16 protein-coding genes and 3 pseudogenes are annotated in these 17,652 nt (G+C 33.9%); 8 read left to right on the forward strand and 11 right to left on the reverse strand.

Annotated features, from left to right (window positions below; all coding sequences use genetic code 11):
- Positions 1-115: 115 nt before the first annotated feature.
- Entirely contained in the window at positions 116-985 is an 870-nt protein-coding gene (locus tag IGB25_RS01050; RefSeq protein WP_211065796.1) for a sterol desaturase family protein, read from the forward strand.
- Between the two features lie 11 nt (positions 986-996).
- On the opposite strand, the gene IGB25_RS01055 is transcribed toward IGB25_RS01050, so the two are convergent.
- The 9 genes and pseudogenes from IGB25_RS01055 to rsfS form a co-directional block, all read right to left on the reverse strand.
- Positions 997-1,746 (reverse strand): C40 family peptidase, encoded by a 750-nt coding sequence (locus tag IGB25_RS01055; RefSeq protein ID WP_211065797.1) that lies wholly within the window; start codon positions 1,744-1,746, stop codon positions 997-999.
- A gap of 13 nt (positions 1,747-1,759) precedes the next feature.
- Positions 1,760-2,932 (reverse strand): acetyl-CoA C-acyltransferase, encoded by a 1,173-nt coding sequence (locus IGB25_RS01060; RefSeq protein ID WP_211065798.1) that lies wholly within the window; start codon positions 2,930-2,932, stop codon positions 1,760-1,762.
- A gap of 482 nt (positions 2,933-3,414) precedes the next feature.
- Positions 3,415-3,984 (reverse strand): non-canonical purine NTP diphosphatase, encoded by a 570-nt coding sequence (locus IGB25_RS01065; protein ID WP_211065799.1) that lies wholly within the window; start codon positions 3,982-3,984, stop codon positions 3,415-3,417.
- 2 nt (positions 3,985-3,986) lie between these two features.
- Positions 3,987-4,292 (reverse strand): acyl-CoA-binding protein, encoded by a 306-nt coding sequence (locus tag IGB25_RS01070; protein ID WP_211065800.1) that lies wholly within the window; start codon positions 4,290-4,292, stop codon positions 3,987-3,989.
- Position 4,293: 1 nt separating this feature from the next.
- Positions 4,294-4,947: pseudogene (locus tag IGB25_RS01075) on the reverse strand (phosphatidylserine decarboxylase family protein).
- The gene (locus IGB25_RS01080) at positions 4,937-5,740 is read right to left on the reverse strand and encodes a phosphatidate cytidylyltransferase (protein ID WP_211065801.1); all 804 of its coding nucleotides are present in this window, start codon (positions 5,738-5,740) and stop codon (positions 4,937-4,939) included. Before IGB25_RS01080 ends, IGB25_RS01075 begins: the two are co-directional and overlap by 11 nt.
- 4 nt (positions 5,741-5,744) lie before the next feature.
- On the reverse strand, positions 5,745-6,350 hold the full coding sequence (locus IGB25_RS01085; RefSeq protein ID WP_211065802.1) for an LUD domain-containing protein: 606 nt from the start codon (positions 6,348-6,350) through the stop codon (positions 5,745-5,747).
- A gap of 16 nt (positions 6,351-6,366) precedes the next feature.
- Positions 6,367-8,511, reverse strand: a complete 2,145-nt coding sequence (gene ftsH / locus IGB25_RS01090; RefSeq protein ID WP_211065803.1) for an ATP-dependent zinc metalloprotease FtsH — start codon at positions 8,509-8,511, stop codon at positions 6,367-6,369.
- 20 nt (positions 8,512-8,531) lie between these two features.
- Positions 8,532-8,902, reverse strand: a pseudogene (rsfS, locus tag IGB25_RS01095) (ribosome silencing factor).
- A 120-nt stretch (positions 8,903-9,022) separates the two neighbouring features.
- Here rsfS and IGB25_RS01100 point away from each other — a divergent pair.
- Positions 9,023-9,751 (forward strand): biotin--[acetyl-CoA-carboxylase] ligase, encoded by a 729-nt coding sequence (locus tag IGB25_RS01100; RefSeq protein ID WP_211065804.1) that lies wholly within the window; start codon positions 9,023-9,025, stop codon positions 9,749-9,751.
- On the opposite strand, the gene IGB25_RS01105 is transcribed toward IGB25_RS01100, so the two are convergent.
- Positions 9,748-10,146 (reverse strand): SRPBCC family protein, encoded by a 399-nt coding sequence (locus tag IGB25_RS01105; protein WP_211065805.1) that lies wholly within the window; start codon positions 10,144-10,146, stop codon positions 9,748-9,750. The two genes, IGB25_RS01100 and IGB25_RS01105, sit on opposite strands and share 4 nt — an antisense overlap.
- Before the next feature lie 18 nt (positions 10,147-10,164).
- The gene (gene pyrE / locus IGB25_RS01110) at positions 10,165-10,812 is read right to left on the reverse strand and encodes an orotate phosphoribosyltransferase (RefSeq protein WP_211065806.1); all 648 of its coding nucleotides are present in this window, start codon (positions 10,810-10,812) and stop codon (positions 10,165-10,167) included.
- An 8-nt stretch (positions 10,813-10,820) separates the two neighbouring features.
- Here pyrE and IGB25_RS01115 point away from each other — a divergent pair, with 8 nt between their 5' ends.
- From IGB25_RS01115 to ppk1, 6 genes and pseudogenes are all read left to right on the forward strand, one after another.
- Complete coding sequence (locus tag IGB25_RS01115; RefSeq protein WP_211065807.1) at positions 10,821-11,444, forward strand: NUDIX hydrolase; 624 nt, start codon at positions 10,821-10,823, stop codon at positions 11,442-11,444.
- Positions 11,445-11,931: 487 nt separating this feature from the next.
- The gene (locus IGB25_RS01120; RefSeq protein ID WP_211065808.1) at positions 11,932-13,983 is read left to right on the forward strand and encodes a TonB-dependent receptor; all 2,052 of its coding nucleotides are present in this window, start codon (positions 11,932-11,934) and stop codon (positions 13,981-13,983) included.
- Positions 13,984-14,025: 42 nt separating this feature from the next.
- Positions 14,026-14,667 (forward strand): annotated as a pseudogene (gene pdxH, locus IGB25_RS01125) (pyridoxamine 5'-phosphate oxidase).
- Positions 14,668-14,684: 17 nt separating this feature from the next.
- Complete coding sequence (locus IGB25_RS01130; protein WP_211065809.1) at positions 14,685-15,065, forward strand: hypothetical protein; 381 nt, start codon at positions 14,685-14,687, stop codon at positions 15,063-15,065.
- 31 nt (positions 15,066-15,096) lie between these two features.
- The gene (locus tag IGB25_RS01135) at positions 15,097-15,588 is read left to right on the forward strand and encodes a histidine phosphatase family protein (protein WP_211065810.1); all 492 of its coding nucleotides are present in this window, start codon (positions 15,097-15,099) and stop codon (positions 15,586-15,588) included.
- Positions 15,585-17,642, forward strand: coding sequence for a polyphosphate kinase 1 (ppk1, locus tag IGB25_RS01140; protein WP_211065811.1), 2,058 nt, complete (start codon positions 15,585-15,587; stop codon positions 17,640-17,642). The genes IGB25_RS01135 and ppk1 overlap by 4 nt, the downstream gene beginning before the upstream one ends.
- Positions 17,643-17,652 lie beyond the last annotated feature (10 nt).

The following is a 17,652-nucleotide window of genomic DNA, read 5'->3' on the forward strand; positions in this document are numbered from 1 at the left end:
AGGTGTTTAAAAATGACTTTGCTCATATAAGTTGAAGATAAAACAGAAGTGAATAACTGATAAGAATGTAACTCTTGTTACAAGCCTTCAAGACAGATTATAGTATTTTTGTATTATGGATAAATATTGGGACATATTTTTAAATTCTTTTGTTGGTTATTTCAATTATCTTGTTGAGGAAATCACCCACCCAAAACTTACTGGATATTTTTATTGGCTGATAGGATTATCGCTATTAGTGATGATTTTAGAAGTCATTTTTCCTTGGCGAAAACAACAGAAATTTTTTAGACAAGGTTTTTGGTTAGATTTGTTTTATATTTTTTTTAATTTCTTTTTGTTTTCTTTGATAGGTTATAATGCAGTGTCTAATGTGTTTGTCAATTTGTTTAACGATGGATTGGTCGCTATAGGTATAAAAAATTTGGTTGCTGTCAATATTGCAACTTATCCTGTTTGGTTTCAGCTTTTTGTCATGTTTGTTATTGCTGATTTTATCCAGTGGAATGTTCATGTGCAGTTGCATAAAAGAAATTGGTTATGGAAATTTCATAAAGTGCATCACAGTGTCAAGGAGATGGGATTTGCAAGACAGTTTCGTTTTCATTTTATGGAAACTGTCGTTTACAAATCCGTTCAATATATTCCATTAGCAATGATTGGTTTTGGTATTCAAGAATTCTTTTTGGTGCATATGATTGGAGTTTTCGTAGGTCATCTCAACCATGCTAACGTGGGTTGGAGTTACGGTGTTTTCAAATATATTTTAAACAACCCAAAAATGCATATCTGGCATCACGCTAAAACTTTACCAAAACAGCATCAAAAAGGAGTCAATTTTGGTTTGTCTTTAAGTGTTTGGGACTATATTTTTGGAACCGCATACATACCAATAGAGGGCAAAAACATTGATATTGGTTTTGAAAATGATGAGAATTATCCAAAAGGGTTTTGGGAACAAATGAAGCAACCTTTTAAAGAGTAATTTTAAGAATCTTAATCTATATGCTTAATCACACGAAGTTGATGTGAATAAGTTTTGGTTTCAACATTAAAAATTCCGGTATGATCTAATCGGTCTATGCGAACTTGTCCGTGGGCGTGAATGATGTAATTGTTATCCATTATCATACCGACGTGAATAATATCGCCATCTTCATTATCAAAAAATGCTAAATCGCCCGGATGGGCTTCTTCTATAAAGCTCAAATTTTCTCCTTGTTCAGCTTGTTGCGAAGCATTGCGTTTAAGAGATATTCCACAAATTTTATAGACCATTTGTGTGAAACCGCTACAATCTATTCCAAAAGGACTTTTGCCACCCCATAGGTAAGGTGCGTTGAGATAGAGTAGAGCAGTAGGCACAATTTTGTCACGTTGGATTTTACCCTTGCTCAAGTTAACATCAAATTTATAATCTAATGTAGAAAGACCTTCTAAAGATGAACCTATAACTATTGGTATCAACTGGTTTTTTGGACTTTGAACATACTCCACAAGATCTGTAGAGCAGTTCAAATGTTGAGATTTGATGTTGTTGAATTGTTGTAAATTAATGGATAAATACTGATTAGAATCTATCCATCCTTCATAATCATCAAAGGCGTTTTTGATTTTAATCCATTTTTTGGTTTGTTCTAAAATTTCAAATACATCGCCAAACAGCAATTGCGTCACCATTTCTGATTTATCGTTTGCACTTGCTCTAACGGGAACAAGACTGAGGTGACAACATCCGTAAGCCATTTATAAAGTTGATTTAGCGTTCAAACACCATTGCTGAAGCACCGCCACCACCATTGCAAATGGCTCGCGCACCAAACTTGGCATCGTTTTGTTTTAAAATGTGCAGTAAAGTTATGATAATTCTTACGCCTGAGCAACCCAAAGGATGACCTAATGAAACTGCACCACCATTGACATTGACATTTTTATCTGTAAGACCTAATAATTTCATATTAGCCAAACCAACAACAGAAAAGGCTTCGTTGAATTCAAAGTAATCGATATCTTTTAAATCTAATTTTGCTTTTTTAAGAGCTAAAGGTAAAGCCTTAGCAGGAGCAGTTGTGAAATGTTCTGGCTTTTGAGCCGCATCGGCATAACTTCTAATGGTGGCAAGTGGTTTTAAGTTGAGTTCGTCTGCTTTGTCTTTACTCATTAAAACAACCGCACCAGCACCGTCATTGATGGTTGAAGAGTTGGTCGCAGTGGCTGTACCATCTTTGCTAAAAGCTGGTCTTAATTTGCTGACTTTGTCAAATTTGATGTTTTTATATTCTTCATCTTCTTTAACAATTAAAGGCTCGCCACGACGTTGAGGAACTTCAACTGGCACGACTTCGTCTTTGAATTTGCCAGATTGCCAAGCTTCGGCTGAGCGTTTGTAAGATTGAATAGCAAAGGCATCTTGGTCTTCTCTTGAGAAATTGTGGTCTGTAGCACATAAATCTGCACAAGTTCCCATAGCTTGATTGTCGTAGGCGTCAGACAAACCATCTCTTTGCATGCCGTCAACCATTTGGGTTGGGCTGAATTTATGTCCATTTCTGAGATGCAGATAATGAGGAATTTGACTCATACTTTCCATTCCGCCTGCAACAATAATATCAGTATCGCCGAGGGCAATGCTTTGAGTCGCTTGCATCACAGATTTCATTCCGCTGGCACAAACTTTATTGACCGTTGTACACGGCACAGATTCTGGAATACCAGCACCGAGAGCCGCTTGACGTGCAGGGGCTTGACCATTGTTGGCTTGAACCACATTGCCCATCAAAACTTCTTGAACGAGTTTTGGGTCTAAATTAATTTTATCTAAAGCACCTTTGATGGCTATTGAACCTAATTGAGTGGCTGGAATTGAGGATAAACTTCCGAGAAAACTCCCTATTGGTGTTCTAACTGCACTGACTATAACGACATCTTTCATTTTATAAATATTTAAAAATTCAACAGATGTAAAAATAAATAAAATATAATTATAAGCCTGAAAAATGCTTTGAGATTAAGGATAATTTAAAGTTTGGAGTTAAAACTTTTTAATTGTTTAATTGATTGGTGATGGTTCAAGTGAGTTTAAGCTTAGCTTAGGGATTCCTGAAAAAATATTAAAATAACGTGAGTTCGATTTATTGAAAATTGTAAATCAGATGATTACATTTTTTTGTAAGCAAATTTTGTCATTTCGACGAAGAATGAGGTGAAATCTCATCCTACTGAGATGTCTCGTCGTTCATGCTTCGCTCTGTCGTCATGACAAATGATTAAATATCAATCTATTTTATTGGAATTTATATCGAACTCACGTTAAAAAAAATATCCATAGGGACAAGATACGCGACATCTCTTAGATTGTGCAGGAATATAGTCTGCCCAAGTCAGCAGACCTGTTAAAATACCACTAAATCAAACCTATTTGAGATAATCGATAAATTTTTGTAGTGCCAAGCTGCGGTGGCTGATTTGGTTTTTGGTATTAGCATCTAATGCGGCAAAAGTTTCTGTGTAGCCTTGGGGTTTAAAAATAGGGTCATAGCCAAATCCAGATTTGCCACTCGGTGTTTTGGTGATTTCGCCTTTGCAAATGCCGGTAAATATCTTTTCTTCGTTTTGAGTTTTGAAAGCGATGACGGTTTTAAAATATGCACTGCGGTCTTGAACATGATTGAGGTTTTGCATAAGCTTTTGTATATTGGCTTGAGCATTTTTTTGTCCACCAGCATAACGAGCAGAATAAACCCCAGGTTCGCCATTGAGTGCGTTAACAAATAAACCTGTATCGTCTGCAAAGCATGGTAAGTTATAGTTTTTGAAGACATATCTGGCTTTGAGTTGAGCGTTGCCTTCAATGCTATTGGCGGTTTCTGCAATGTCTTCGTGGCAGTTGATGTCGTTGAGCGAAAGCGACTCGATAAATTGAGGTAGAATAGCTTTAACTTCTGTGAGTTTGTGATGATTATGAGTCGCAAAAACCAATGGCATAATTATTTTTTTAAAAAATCGTCTCCGAGATGTTTGATGACCAACTCGATGTATTTGATTTTAGACTGCTTAACTGAAAGGTGTCTGATTTGAAATAAAGCATTCATTTTAAAGGCATTGACTAATTGCTCACCGTTGTGAGGATGATGTTTTAGGTTTAAATTGAATTCTTTGGTGGCGTGTTTGTAGTAGGCATAAAAATAGAGCAGTGTATCTTGTTGAAATCCTTTATCGGTTTCACTTACGGCTTGATATGCCTTTTGAAAAGCTTGCTCTAATTCTTTTGCATTTAATTGACTTAAATCCATTTTAACTTATTGATGCTATGGAAGTTAAACCACCTTTAACTTTTTGATTGATTTCAACTTCAATTTTAGATTCTAAGGGTAAAAATACATCAACACGTGACCCAAATTTTATAAATCCTGAATCTTCGCATTGAATGGCTTTATCGTTGACTTTAGCATAATTAACAATACGCCTTGCCACTGCACCAGCAATTTGACGATAAGCAACGTTACCAAATTTTTCTGTTTTTAATGCAACGGTGGTTCGCTCATTTTCTGTGCTGGATTTGGGATGCCAGGCTACGAGATATTTGCCTTTGTGGTATTTGCTGTAATAAATTTACTTTGTAAACGGATGTCTTGTGATGTGAACATTAAGTGGCGACATAAATATGGACACTTGAATGCATTTTGTTTTTAAAATTTCATCTTCAAAGACTTCTTCTACAACAACCACTTTGCCATCAACAGGCGAAAATGCTTTTGTGTTATCTCGTTTAAAGTTTCGTTTTGGATTTCTAAAAAATTGTGCCACTAAAACAAACATAATTAGCGTTATACCAAAAATAGTATAATGCAAAATAGGATTGTTGATAAAGTTAATACTCAATAAGTTGATAACTATAATTGATACTAAAGCAAAAACTAATATTTGTTGACCTTCTCTATGAAACATGATTGATTAAAAATAAAAATCCATATACAAAGGTACTTGAAAAAATAATACTATCCATACGGTCAAAAACACCACCGTGACCAGGCATGATTTTTCCACTGTCTTTGACTGAAGCTTTTCTTTTAAATTTGGACTGTACCAAATCGCCTAAGGTACCAAAAACAGAGACTAAAATACCAACAACAACCCAATTGTAAAAACTGATAGTTTGGTCGAAATAGCTAATTATAATACCTGCTATGATAGTAAAAATAAATCCAGCAAGAAAACCTTCTACTGTTTTTTTGGGTGATATTTTTTCAAATAATTTTTGTTTTCCAAAATGTTTTCCAATTAAAAATGCAAAGGAATCATTGACCCACATCAATACAAAAACATATAGCAAAATATAAGTATTGTAGCCAGTATATAATTTTGGAATTAAGGTTAAAAACACCATAGAAGGCACGATATACATCAAAGTAATCAGGTGTTTTTTTTGCCTAAAGGCATTTCTGCCTTTCAGTGAAAACAAATCTCTTAAAAGCAATAGCTTTACAAATAAACAAGCAATGATAAATAAAAAAATTATTTTGTCATTAGTATTGAAATAGTTAAAATATATCAAGGCAATTGGAAATACAAAATAAGAGACGTAATTTCTAAAACTGAGCAATTTTTGTAATTCAAAAAGGCATATTAAACCTAAAATCAAAAAAAGAATGCTTGTTGCCAATTTGCCAGACCAAAGGGCTAAAAATATAGCAGCAGCATAAATAATTCCAGAAGTAATTCTAGTAAAAAGTTCATTCATTAAGTTACAAATCTTCTAAGAGCAACAAATATAAGTTTTTTTGAGTGCTTCCGTAACTTAAAAAGTCAGAATCGGTTTTTTCTTCAAATGTCTTTAGGGTTGTGATACTTGCAGGAATCTTTGATTGGTGCTTTTTTTTGATGAGTTGAAGACCTTCGCCAAGACTTTCTAAAAGTTGACTTGTCGTGGCATAAACAATAAAATTATGAGGTAATTCTGAAAGTTTGCCTTCACCAATTTGCTTAGCACAAACCATAATTGCACCAGTATTAGCAATGAGATATTCACAGTTGCTCACTAATGCTTCTACATTTTTATCAGTGGTGAAATCAAGATTGAGATCTTTCAAAAAGTTTTGATCTTTGTCAATTTGATGAGAGTAAAGAGGTTTAGATTTCCAATTGTTTTCTTGTAAAATGGCATCGAAGTTATCTAATAATTCTGTTTTGTTTTCGCAATAGATAAATTTACCGCCATTTTTTTTAAAATTAATCATAAACAATTCGTCTATTGGTGGTTTTTCTGTAGGCATAAATCTATTTTTATCAGCATTGTTTTCTTCTGCTGATTTCTTAGATTTGAGTCCCAATAGACGTTTAAAAAAACTCATATATTATTAGCTTCAATCAATTCTTTTCAGGTATTTCATTTTTGGCTTGCTTATCATCAGATTGTTTGTTGTCTTCAGATTTTGCATTGTTTTCTTTTTTGCTAGATTGAGATTGATTGTTTGAAGTGTTTTCAGAGGAGTTGTTATCTTCTGTTTTGGGTTTGTTTTGACCGTTTTGTTTGTGCTTTGGAGTAATCATTTCTGGTTTTTTAAAAGGTCTTTTACCAAAAATATCTTCCATATCATCTTTAAAAATGACTTCTCTTTCAATGAGAAGTTCTGCTAATTTTTTGAGCTCTTTTTTGTGTTTTTCTAAAATACTCAAAGCTCGCTGATATTGAGTTTCTATAATTTTAGAAATTTCTTTATCAATAATTTCCGCCGTTTTTTCGCTATAAGGTTTAGTAAAATTATAGTCTGCTTGGCCAGTAGAATCATAATAAGTTAAATTACCGACTTTTTCGTTCAAGCCATAAATGGTTACCATAGCTTTGGCTTGTTTGGTCACTTTTTCTAAATCGCTTAATGCACCAGTAGAAATTTTATCAAAGATGATTTTTTCTGCGACTCGACCGCCCATAGCTGCACACATTTCGTCTAACATTTGTTCGGTTCTTACAATAAGTCGTTCTTCGGGTAAATACCAAGTCGCTCCAAGTGATTGACCGCGAGGAACAATAGTAACTTTCACAAGTGGTGTCGCGTGTTCAAGTAGCCAACTTACTGTGGCGTGACCGGCTTCGTGATAAGCAATGGCTTTCTTTTCATCGAGCGTCATGATTTTGTTTTTCTTTTCTAAACCACCAATAATACGGTCAACGGCATCAAGAAAATCTTGCCTTGTTACTTCTTTATTGCCTTTTCTTGCAGCAATCAAAGCAGATTCATTACACACATTAGCAATGTCTGCACCTGAAAATCCAGGAGTTTGTTTGGCTAAGAAATCAGTATCAATGTCGTTACTTATTTTTTTCAAAGGTCTGAGATGGACTTCAAAAATTTCTTTTCGCTCTCTGATATCTGGCAAATCCACATAAATTTGACGGTCAAATCTACCAGCTCTCATCAGTGCTTTATCCAAAACATCGGCACGGTTTGTTGTCGCTAAGACAATGACATTGGCATTATTACCAAATCCGTCCATTTCTGTAAGGAGTTGATTTAAGGTGTTTTCGCGTTCGTCATTTGAACCAGAGAAATTGCTTTTTCCCCTTGAACGGCCAATGGCGTCAATTTCATCAATAAAAATGATAGAAGGTGATTTTTCTTTAGCTTGTTTAAATAAGTCTCTAACACGAGACGCACCAACACCGACAAACATTTCAACAAAATCAGAACCTGATAAGGAGAAAAATGGCACATTAGCTTCGCCAGCCACAGCTTTAGCTAACAAGGTTTTACCCGTACCTGGTGGACCAACTAATAATGCACCTTTAGGGATTTTTCCGCCGAGATTGGTATATTTTTCAGGAAATTTTAAGAAATCAACTATTTCTTGAACTTCTTCTTTTGCACCTTCAAGACCTGCAACGTCTTTAAATGAAGTTTTAATGTCGACTTTTTCATCAAACAATTTGGCTTTTGATTTACCGATATTAAAAATCTGACCACCAGGACCACCGCCAGCACCGCCACTCATGCGTCTCATAATGAAAATCCAGATTCCAATAATGATAATAAAAGGAAGTAAAGTGATTAAAATATCGCTAAATAAAGTGTCTTCTTTTTCAAAATTAACTTCGGTTTTAAGATTGTATTCTTCTTTGATTGACTTGACATTTTTCTCAAAAAGCTGAAGGTCTCCAAATTCAAACTTGTAGTCAGATACGCTTGCTCCTGGAAAAACATTATCGTTGCTTTTACCTTTGTGTTCGGGTTGAGATTTAGCTTCTTGAGTAAGATAAACTTCTGCTCTACCTGCATTTTTGATGATGACGACTTTATCAAAATCGCCTTCTTTGAGATAACTTTCAAATTGGGCTATACTGATGTCTTTTGCACCGCTACCAAAGCCATTGCCTACAAAAAATTGAAGTCCAAAAAATAATATTACAATTCCGATGATGACATAAAAATTGTAACCTGGCTTTTTAGGATTAGGTTTATTTGAATTTTTAGTCGCCTTGTTTTTAGGCGGTGTATTTGATGTTTTTTGAGCCATCTACTTTTTTTAATCTTAAATTAATAATTAGTTTCAATTTGAGTGATTTTGGCATCACCCCATAAGCTTTCTAAATCGTAAAAATCTCTAGCTTCTGCTGAAAAACATGAACAACAATATTGACATAATCCATCAAAACCCATTGAGAATTACCATGACCTTCTATGTGCCAAGGTTTGTCTTTAAGTTTTTTGCTCACATGCTTTTGAACGGAATTTACAATAGCATCTACTTGGGTATTTGAGCTACCAGTGCAAAGGATAAAATAATCACAAACATTATTTTCGATATCTCTTAAGTCTAACAACTGAATATCATCACCTTTTACATTTTCAATTCCTTCTATGATTAACGTTATGAGCTGATTATTATCTTTTACCAATGCTGAAATTTAATTTTAAAGTTTTACAAAAATAGTTTTTTTTAACGAAAATTGTAATGACTTAACAAAACATTATTCAATGATGTTTGTTACACATTCTTGTTTAAATTTGCTCCAAAATCCTATTTAATGAATATTGTCAAAGTTGATGCCACAACCTCTACCAATGCACTTGCAAAAATTATAAATAAAGATATAAAAGAAAAAAAATTTTGTTTATCAGCAGAATTTCAAACTCAAGGTCGTGGTCAACTCAACAGTTCTTGGCAAAGCTCAAGGTCGGAGAACTTAATGTTTACGGTTGTTTTTAATGATATTAATCTCAAAACAGAAAACCAATTTGCACTTAATGCTTTAGTATGTTTGGGTATTTTAAGGGTTTTAAAAGCTTACAACATTCCAAATTTACGCTTTAAATGGCCTAACGACATTTTGTCAGAACAGTTTAAAATTTGTGGTATTTTAATTGAAAACACCCTAAACAAAAACTTGATTAAAACCACTTATATTGGAATAGGCTTAAATGTCAATCAAACCTATTTCGAAAATTTACCTAAAGCCAATTCACTAAAAAGGATTAAAAACATTCATTTTGATAGAGATGAACTTCTTGATAAATTGGTTGACGAATTAGATGATATTCCTAAAGAACTCAATTTACATTCAGTTGAACATATCATTAGTGTTTACAAAAGATATTTGTACAATTATAAAAAACAAACCCGATTTGTTTTGCCTAATGGAGATTTGTTTGAAGGTCAAATTAAAGATATAGTTACTGATGGTCAATTGCTTGTTAAAACAAATTCAGGAATAGAAAAATTTTATGCTCACAAAGAGATAAGTCAAGTATATTAAGACATTAGTTTATTGAAATTTTCTGATAAGGTATGAATAAATTTGTTGATTGGTGATTTGATCATCATACCCATCATGGCATTAAATTCGCCATCAAATTTGAGTTGAAATTCGGTTTTTTCTTCACCAACGGCATCAAAATAAGCGGTTAAACTAAATGGAAATTTACCGCCATCAGCGACTAAAACGATTTTGCCAAATTCTTCTTTTTCTTTAAACGCTAATTGTATAACTGGCATACCTTTAAGTTGAAATAGAAAACTGTCTTCAGTCAAAACTTCAAATTTTTCTACACCATCGGGCATAATATTGAGGTAATTATCTGCTTTCGACAAGTAAGTGAATAATTCCTTTTGCGATTTATTGATGGTAATTTTAGGTGTTTCTAAATTCATGAGTAAGGTTTAAAAGCGTTAATTGTTTTCCCATTTTTCGGGATTGAGATGCCATGATTTTAACAAATTGAGTTCATCACGATTCAAATATCTTGTATCATAAGCTATTTGAATAAGATGTTCATAATTGCTCAGTGTATTGAGTTGAATTTTGGCTTTTTCGAAGTTTTTTATAGCCGAATCAAAGCCATAAGAAAATATAGCCAGTAAACCTTTAACGTGAGCTTGGGCTTCAGATTGTAATGCTTTTACAGCATTAAGACTACTTTGTCCAGTGCTGATTAAGTCCTCAATCACCACCACATTTTGGTGTGGTTCAAGTTGACCTTCAATTTGATTTTGTCGCCCGTGCGATTTGGGTTTGGGTCGCACATAAACAAAAGGTAATCCCAAAGCATCAGCCGTTAAAGCGCCAATCCCAATGGCACCTGTTGCGACACCCGCAATGACATCAGGTTTGCCGTAAAGTAGTTCTACTTGTTTGGCTAAACTATCTTTGATGTAGTTACGAATGGGCGGATAAGACAATATTATTCTATTGTCACAATAAATTGGCGATTTCATTCCACTCGACCAGGTAAAAGGCTCTTGTGGTTTCAATTTTATTGCGTTTATTTGTAGAAGTAATTCTGCAGTTTCTTGGGCTGTATTTTCATCTAAAATCATAAGTGCAAATGTATAAAGTTTTTGTCAATGATGTGCCAATTATTTTGTCAACGCAAAAGAAAGTTGGTACGAAATACACTTCTTACAAGATTAAACATGTTGATATAGAAAATCTTATCAATGATATTGTCGATAAAAAAATTCACTACGTCAATTTATATCACAAAAAAGACGAAAAATTACTGTATCATTTGAAAAAAAAGCTAAAAGTCATCACGGTCGCTGGCGGAATGGTATTTAACCCTAAAAAAGAAATCCTTTTTATTCATAGAAAAGGCTGTTGGGATTTACCTAAAGGCAAAGTGGATAAAGGCGAGACGCTTGAAGAAGCGACTATACGTGAAGTTTGGGAAGAAACAGGGGTTGAAAATTTAAAAATTGTTCGGTTTATTGACACCACGTATCACATCTTAAAACGCAACGGCAAATATAAACTCAAAGAAACTTACTGGTATGAAATGTTTTCAGATTTTGATGGCGAATTGGTTCCAGAAACCTCTGAAGGCATCAAAAAAGTAAAATGGAAAAACTTTGAAAAATCTCAAAAAGCCATTCATAAATCTTATGAAAATATCAAATTACTCTTTCCGCCCGAATATCTCATCAAACACCCGAAAGACCGAATAGTTTAGATATGATTTTTTGTAATGAATTTTTTTTAAAAATAATTTGGGTGGATACAATATCGAACGTCAGTTTAATATTTCACTTTAGCCACGAATGCACTAATACATCTCGTATCCATTAGTGAATTAGTGGCTAAAAATTAGTGAATTAGTGGCTTAAATAAGTCGTTTTCTATTAATTTTAAACATCTCATCAAACACCCGAAAGACCGGATAGTTTAAATGGGCTTTTTCATATAACGGGCTTTGTTTTGAAGTTACTTTGTTGTTGTAATGCAAATAATAACCTTCGTATGGCGAATTAATTGTTTTATAATCTTTAATGCGGTAATGCTCGACTTACATCAAACTATCGTTATCAAGATGTTGCATTTTTACTTGATTGGTTTTGATTGGTCATAAGAATAGATTAGGAGAAGTAATGTCGTGAATAAAAGAAATGCTCTAATTTTTATCATCATTTAAAATCTTAGATTTGTGGAAAAATAATATATTGAAATTATTTACTGTTTTTTTACTCATTTTATCGTCTTTTCAAGTTTTTTCGCAAGTCAAGGTTTCAGATACAACACAACTTGAAACGGTAACTCTGAAAACAAAATCTTCTCAACTTTCAAATTTTATTACAACTTCAATATCTTCTGAAGATATTCAGTCTAATAACACGGTGATATTAACTCCAATTTTAAATCAAATCCCAGGCGTGTCGATGCAGCAAGGGACTTTAAATACCAATCGAATTACCATACGTGGCATTGGGGCAAGGTCTCAATTTTCAACCAATCGACTTAAACTTTACATTAATAATGTGCCGTTAACCAATGCTAATGGCGTATCGGTGCTTGAAGATATTGATTTGAGCAGTTTGGGACAGCTCAGCGTCATTAAAGGACCAAAATCTTCAGTTTTAGGGGCTAATTTGGGTGGCAATATTGTTTTAAAAACACAAAATAAAGAAAGAAACCTAGGTCTGATGACGGGAATAGGAAGTTATGACCGTTATCAACTTGGTTTTAACGTCGCCGAAAATTTAGGGCAAACCCAGCTACAGGCTTATGCCAATCATATTCAATCTCACGAATACCGAGATAATGCCGATTATGAAAGACAAAATTTTACTCTGATTTCAGACACCAAAATAAATCCGTCTTGGCAATGGCAAAACTTGATGATTTTCACTCGTCTTAAGGCGTTTATTCCGAGTTCTTTATCATTAACAGATTTTCAAAATAACCCTCAAAAAGCGACAGATAATTGGAATGCGGTTGCTGGATTTGAATCTTATGACAAGCTGTTTCTATCCACGACTTTAAATCATAAGTTTAAAAATTCTACCCAATGGATAACTTCAATCTCGTTTAATCATCGCGATGCCTACGAACCAAGACCTTTTGATATTTTAGATGAAAGTGAAATTGGTTTGGGATTGAGAAGCTTGATAAAACATAACTTCCAATGGAATGCTAAACCCTTAACCACACAGATTGGTTTTGAATGGCAAACGGATTGGTATGAGGCTCAAAATTTTGATAATTTGTTTAGAAATACTCCAGAACGTGGCAGTATTCAAGGCGATTTGGTCAATGCTTTTGATCAAAATCGTATGCGATTCAACGCTTTTTTGACCGCCAATTATAATTTTACAGAGAGAATTGAAGTTGCAGCAGGATTAAACCTGAACTTAGCCAATTACGAAACCGAGGATCAATTTCTTGAAGATGGCTTAAATCAAAGTGGCGAATTGCAATATGACCCTAAATTGTTGCCCAACATCAATTTTTCATACAACCTTAAGAATAACTTTGGTGTTTTTGCCAATTACAGTATGGGTATCGCCACGCCAAGCATTGATGAAAGCTTAGATGACAACGGATTTTTCAACCCTGAACTTCAACCCTCTTTTGGGCATAACTTTGAGTTAGGAAGCCGATGGATTTCAAAACAAAAAACACTTGATATTCAATTGAATGTGTTTAGAATGTATGTTGAAGATTTGATTGTGGCTCGACGTGTAGAGGAAGACCGTTTTGTAGGTATTAATGCTGGACAAACTCAACATACAGGCGTTGAATTTTCTGCCAATTTTCAAAAGTCTATATCTGAAAATTTAGAACTTAAGGGTTTTACCAACATTGTTTTTAACGACTTTGAATTTACAGATTTTATAGAAAGTGATGAAGACTTTTCAGGCAATCAAATACCAGCCATACCCGAATACGATTTGAATTTTGGCTTTCAATTATTTTACAAACAAAATTGGTCGTTCAGATTAAACACAGAATGGGTTGGACGAATGCCTTTAAACGATGCTAACACACTTTATACCGATGCTTACGAGCTCGTGAATTTTAATATTAGCCATCAAATGCAATGGTTTGACACCCAAACGCAATTCAGTTTTGGACTTAATAATGTTTTAGATAAAGATTATCTTGCCAGTGTGTTGCCCAATGCCGTTGGGTTTGGTGGTGCGGAACCCCGTTACTTTTATCCAGGAATGCCTCGTCAATTTTATTTTAAAGTCTTAATAAATTACAAGCTTTAAATTTTTAAAAATTTTAAATTGCTAAAAAATATTAGTCATCAAATGAATAACCTAGAAAACTATAGAAAATCTTACAATAAAGCGACTTTAATTCGTTCAGAATTAGAAGAAAATCCTTTTCAGCAATTTAGAAAGTGGTTTGTAGAAGTGGATGAAGCAGGCAATGTAGATGAAGCCAATGCCATGACCATCAGTACTGTTGGTAAAGATGGTTTTCCGAAATCCAGAGTGGTGTTGTTGAAATCTTATGACGAAAATGGATATGTGTTTTATACCAATTACAACAGCGAAAAAGGACAAGCCATATTAAACAACCCCAAAGTGTGTTTATCCTTCTTTTGACCACAGGTTGAGCGACAAATTATCATCAAAGGCAAAGCCAAAAAAATAGCAGAAGAAGTCTCGGCACGCTACTTTCAATCCCGTCCAAAAGGCAGTCAGTTGGGCGCTTTGGTTTCCCCACAAAGTCAAGAAATACCCAACCGTAAAGTTTTAGAAGATAAACTCAAAGCTTTAGAGCAAGAATATGCCAACAAACCTGTCGAAAAACCCAAAAACTGGGGTGGATTTTGTGTGGAGCCAGTGTCTTTTGAATTTTGGCAAGGTCGCCCCAACCGTTTACACGACAGATTTGTTTATGAACTCAACAATTTAGACTGGAATATAAAACGATTAGCACCATAAACTATAAAACAAAAATTATGTTTAGATTAATATTTTTTTCATTGAGCTTATTCTTTTTTTTAGCTTGTTCAAATACTGATGATGAATTGACAAAAAATCAAGAGGCTAAGCTATTAGATGAGATGTTTAGTGAAATAGAAAATTTAGCTTTAAGTCAGGAGTGTGATGATCCTACAGAATGGAGAATCACAAGCTATGGCAGTAAGGCTTGTGGTGGACCAATAGGTTATTTAGCTTATTCAATTAATATAGATACAGTATCATTTTTAAATAAAATAGAAAAACATAGAATTGCTCAACAAGCATTTAATGAAAAATGGGATATAATAAGCGATTGCTCAGCACCTATTCAGCCTGAATCAGTGATATGTGTTGATAGTAAACCCATTTTAGAATAAATTTAATTTCACCCTAATCAAAATATAAATTATGCCCAAAACCCTAATCTTAATGCGACATGGAAAATCGTCTTGGAAAGAAAATCTTCCTGATGATGAAAGAATTTTAAAAAAACGTGCTTATAGTGATATCGAGTTGGTGGCTTCGGCTTTTAAAAATTCTATAAACAACAATATCGTGTTCAAATCCAGTTATGCCAAAAGAGCCGAAAGCACCGCAAAGCACTTTTTAAAACAACTGAAAATTCCAGAAACTCAATTACAAATAGAATCGGCTTTATACACTTTTGATGTTAAAAGCTTAAAGACTTTTCTTTATACCGTTGACGATTCTATTGACACTTTGATGTTATTTGGGCATAATCCTGCGTTTACCAATCTTGCCAATAGCTTAGGTAACGAACAGTTTGACAATGTCCCAACTTCTGGATTGGTGAAGATCAATTTTGAAAATTCATCTTGGAAAGATTTGGCAAATGGAGAAACTGTCTTACATTTATTTCCTAAAAATTTGTGCCAATGACAAATGACCAGTTTCACAATAGAGAACTAAGTTGGCTGGCTTTTAATGCAAGAGTTTTACAAGAAGCTTCAGACTCTAATGTGCCACTATTAGAGCGATTGCGGTTTCTTGGAATTTTCTCAAACAACTTAGATGAATTTTTTAGAGTGCGTTACGCCACCGTCAAACGCATTGATATGGCAGGAAAAGCGGGAAAAAAAGTACTTGGTGGTTATAAAGCCTCAAGACTGCTCAAAGAAATCACACAAATTGTTATCAATCATCAAACCGAAAGTCTTGAGATTTTAAGCGAAATTCAAAATAAACTTAAAGATCACAATATTCATATCGTTAATGAAACTGAAGTAGGCGAGCAACATCAAGCTTTTTTAAAACATTATTTTTTAGATACAGTCAGTCCATCTTTGGTTACTATTATGCTTAATGACATAGAAAAAGTACCAAACCTTAAGGACTCAGCAGCGTATTTGGCGGTAAAACTCGTGCAAAAAATGCCCGACGGCAATCTTAAAAATCGTTATACTCTTGTAGAAATTCCAACCAATCTTAACCGTTTTGTGGTTTTGCCTTCTGAAGGCAACAATCAATATGTGATTTTGTTAGATGATTTAATCCGTTATAATTTGGATGTGATTTTTAATATATTTGAATACGAAAGTATTTCGGCACATATGATAAAAATTACCCGTGATGCTGAACTCGATTTGGAAGGCGATTTAGACAAAAGTTATATCGAAAAATTAATGAGCAGCGTAAAACATCGTCGAGAAGGCGATCCTGTGCGTTTTGTTTATGATAAAACTATTGACCAAGACACTTTAGACTTTTTATTACTCAAACTCGGCATTGACAATACCGACAGCTTAATTCCTGGTGGTCGTTATCACAACCGAAGAGATTATATGAAGTTTCCCGATTTGGGAGCCAAACATTTGCTCTATGATGAAATTGAACCTTTGCCTGTACCAGGATTGGAATTGCAGGGAAGTTTATTCAAAAAAATTGCTGAAAAAGATTATTTACAGTTTGCCCCTTATCAAACCTTTTCTTACACTGTAAGATTTTTACGTGAAGCGGCTTTAGACCCGAATGTGAAATCCATAAAAATCACTATTTACCGATTAGCTTCAGTTTCTCAGATAGCCAGTTCGCTCATCAATGCGGCTAAAAATGGAAAAAAAGTTACTGTTTCCATAGAATTAAAAGCCCGATTTGATGAAGCCAATAACATAAGATATTCTGAAAAAATGCAACGCGAAGGCATCAAAATCATTTTTGGTGTTACAGGTTTAAAAGTCCACGCCAAGTCTTGTGTGATTGATCGCTTAGAAAACGGAAAATTAAAACGATATGGGTTTATCAGCACTGGAAATTTTAATGAAAATACAGCAAAAATTTACACCGATTATACTTTGTTTACAAGTCATAGCGGTATTTTAAAAGACATTGATAAGGTGTTTGATTTTTTTGAAGTCAATTATAAAATTAAAAAATACAAGCACTTGATTGTTTCGCCTCACTACACTAGAGGCTTTTTTTATAAAAAAATTGACGAACAAATTCGATTGGTTAAAGAAGGAAAAGAATGTGGTATGATGTTGAAAATGAACAGCTTATCAGATTATGATGTGATTAGCAAATTGTATGAAGCCAGTCGTGCTGGGGTTAAAATACAGTTGATTGTAAGGGGTATTTGTTGTTTGATTCCAGAAGTTGAAGGCATGAGTGAAAACATTAAAGCCATCAGTATTGTGGATAAATTTTTAGAACATCCACGATTGTATATTTTCAAAACGCCAAAAAATAAAGAAGTTTACATTTCTTCAGCAGATTTGATGACAAGAAACCTTGACCACCGCGTTGAAATTACTTGCCCTGTTTATAACGATAATATTAAAGCAGAATTGATAGATACCTTTGATATTTGTTGGCAAGACAATGTCAAAGCCCGTAATCTTGCTTCTCACGATAAGAATGAATATGAGAGAAATGATAAAGATGACTACCGCAGTCAATTCAAAATGTATGATTATTATAAAAATAAGCTTAATTAAAACTAAACAT

It is taken from the genome of Flavobacterium sp. CS20 (assembly GCF_018080005.1).
Taxonomy (GTDB): Bacteria; Bacteroidota; Bacteroidia; order Flavobacteriales; family Flavobacteriaceae; genus Psychroflexus.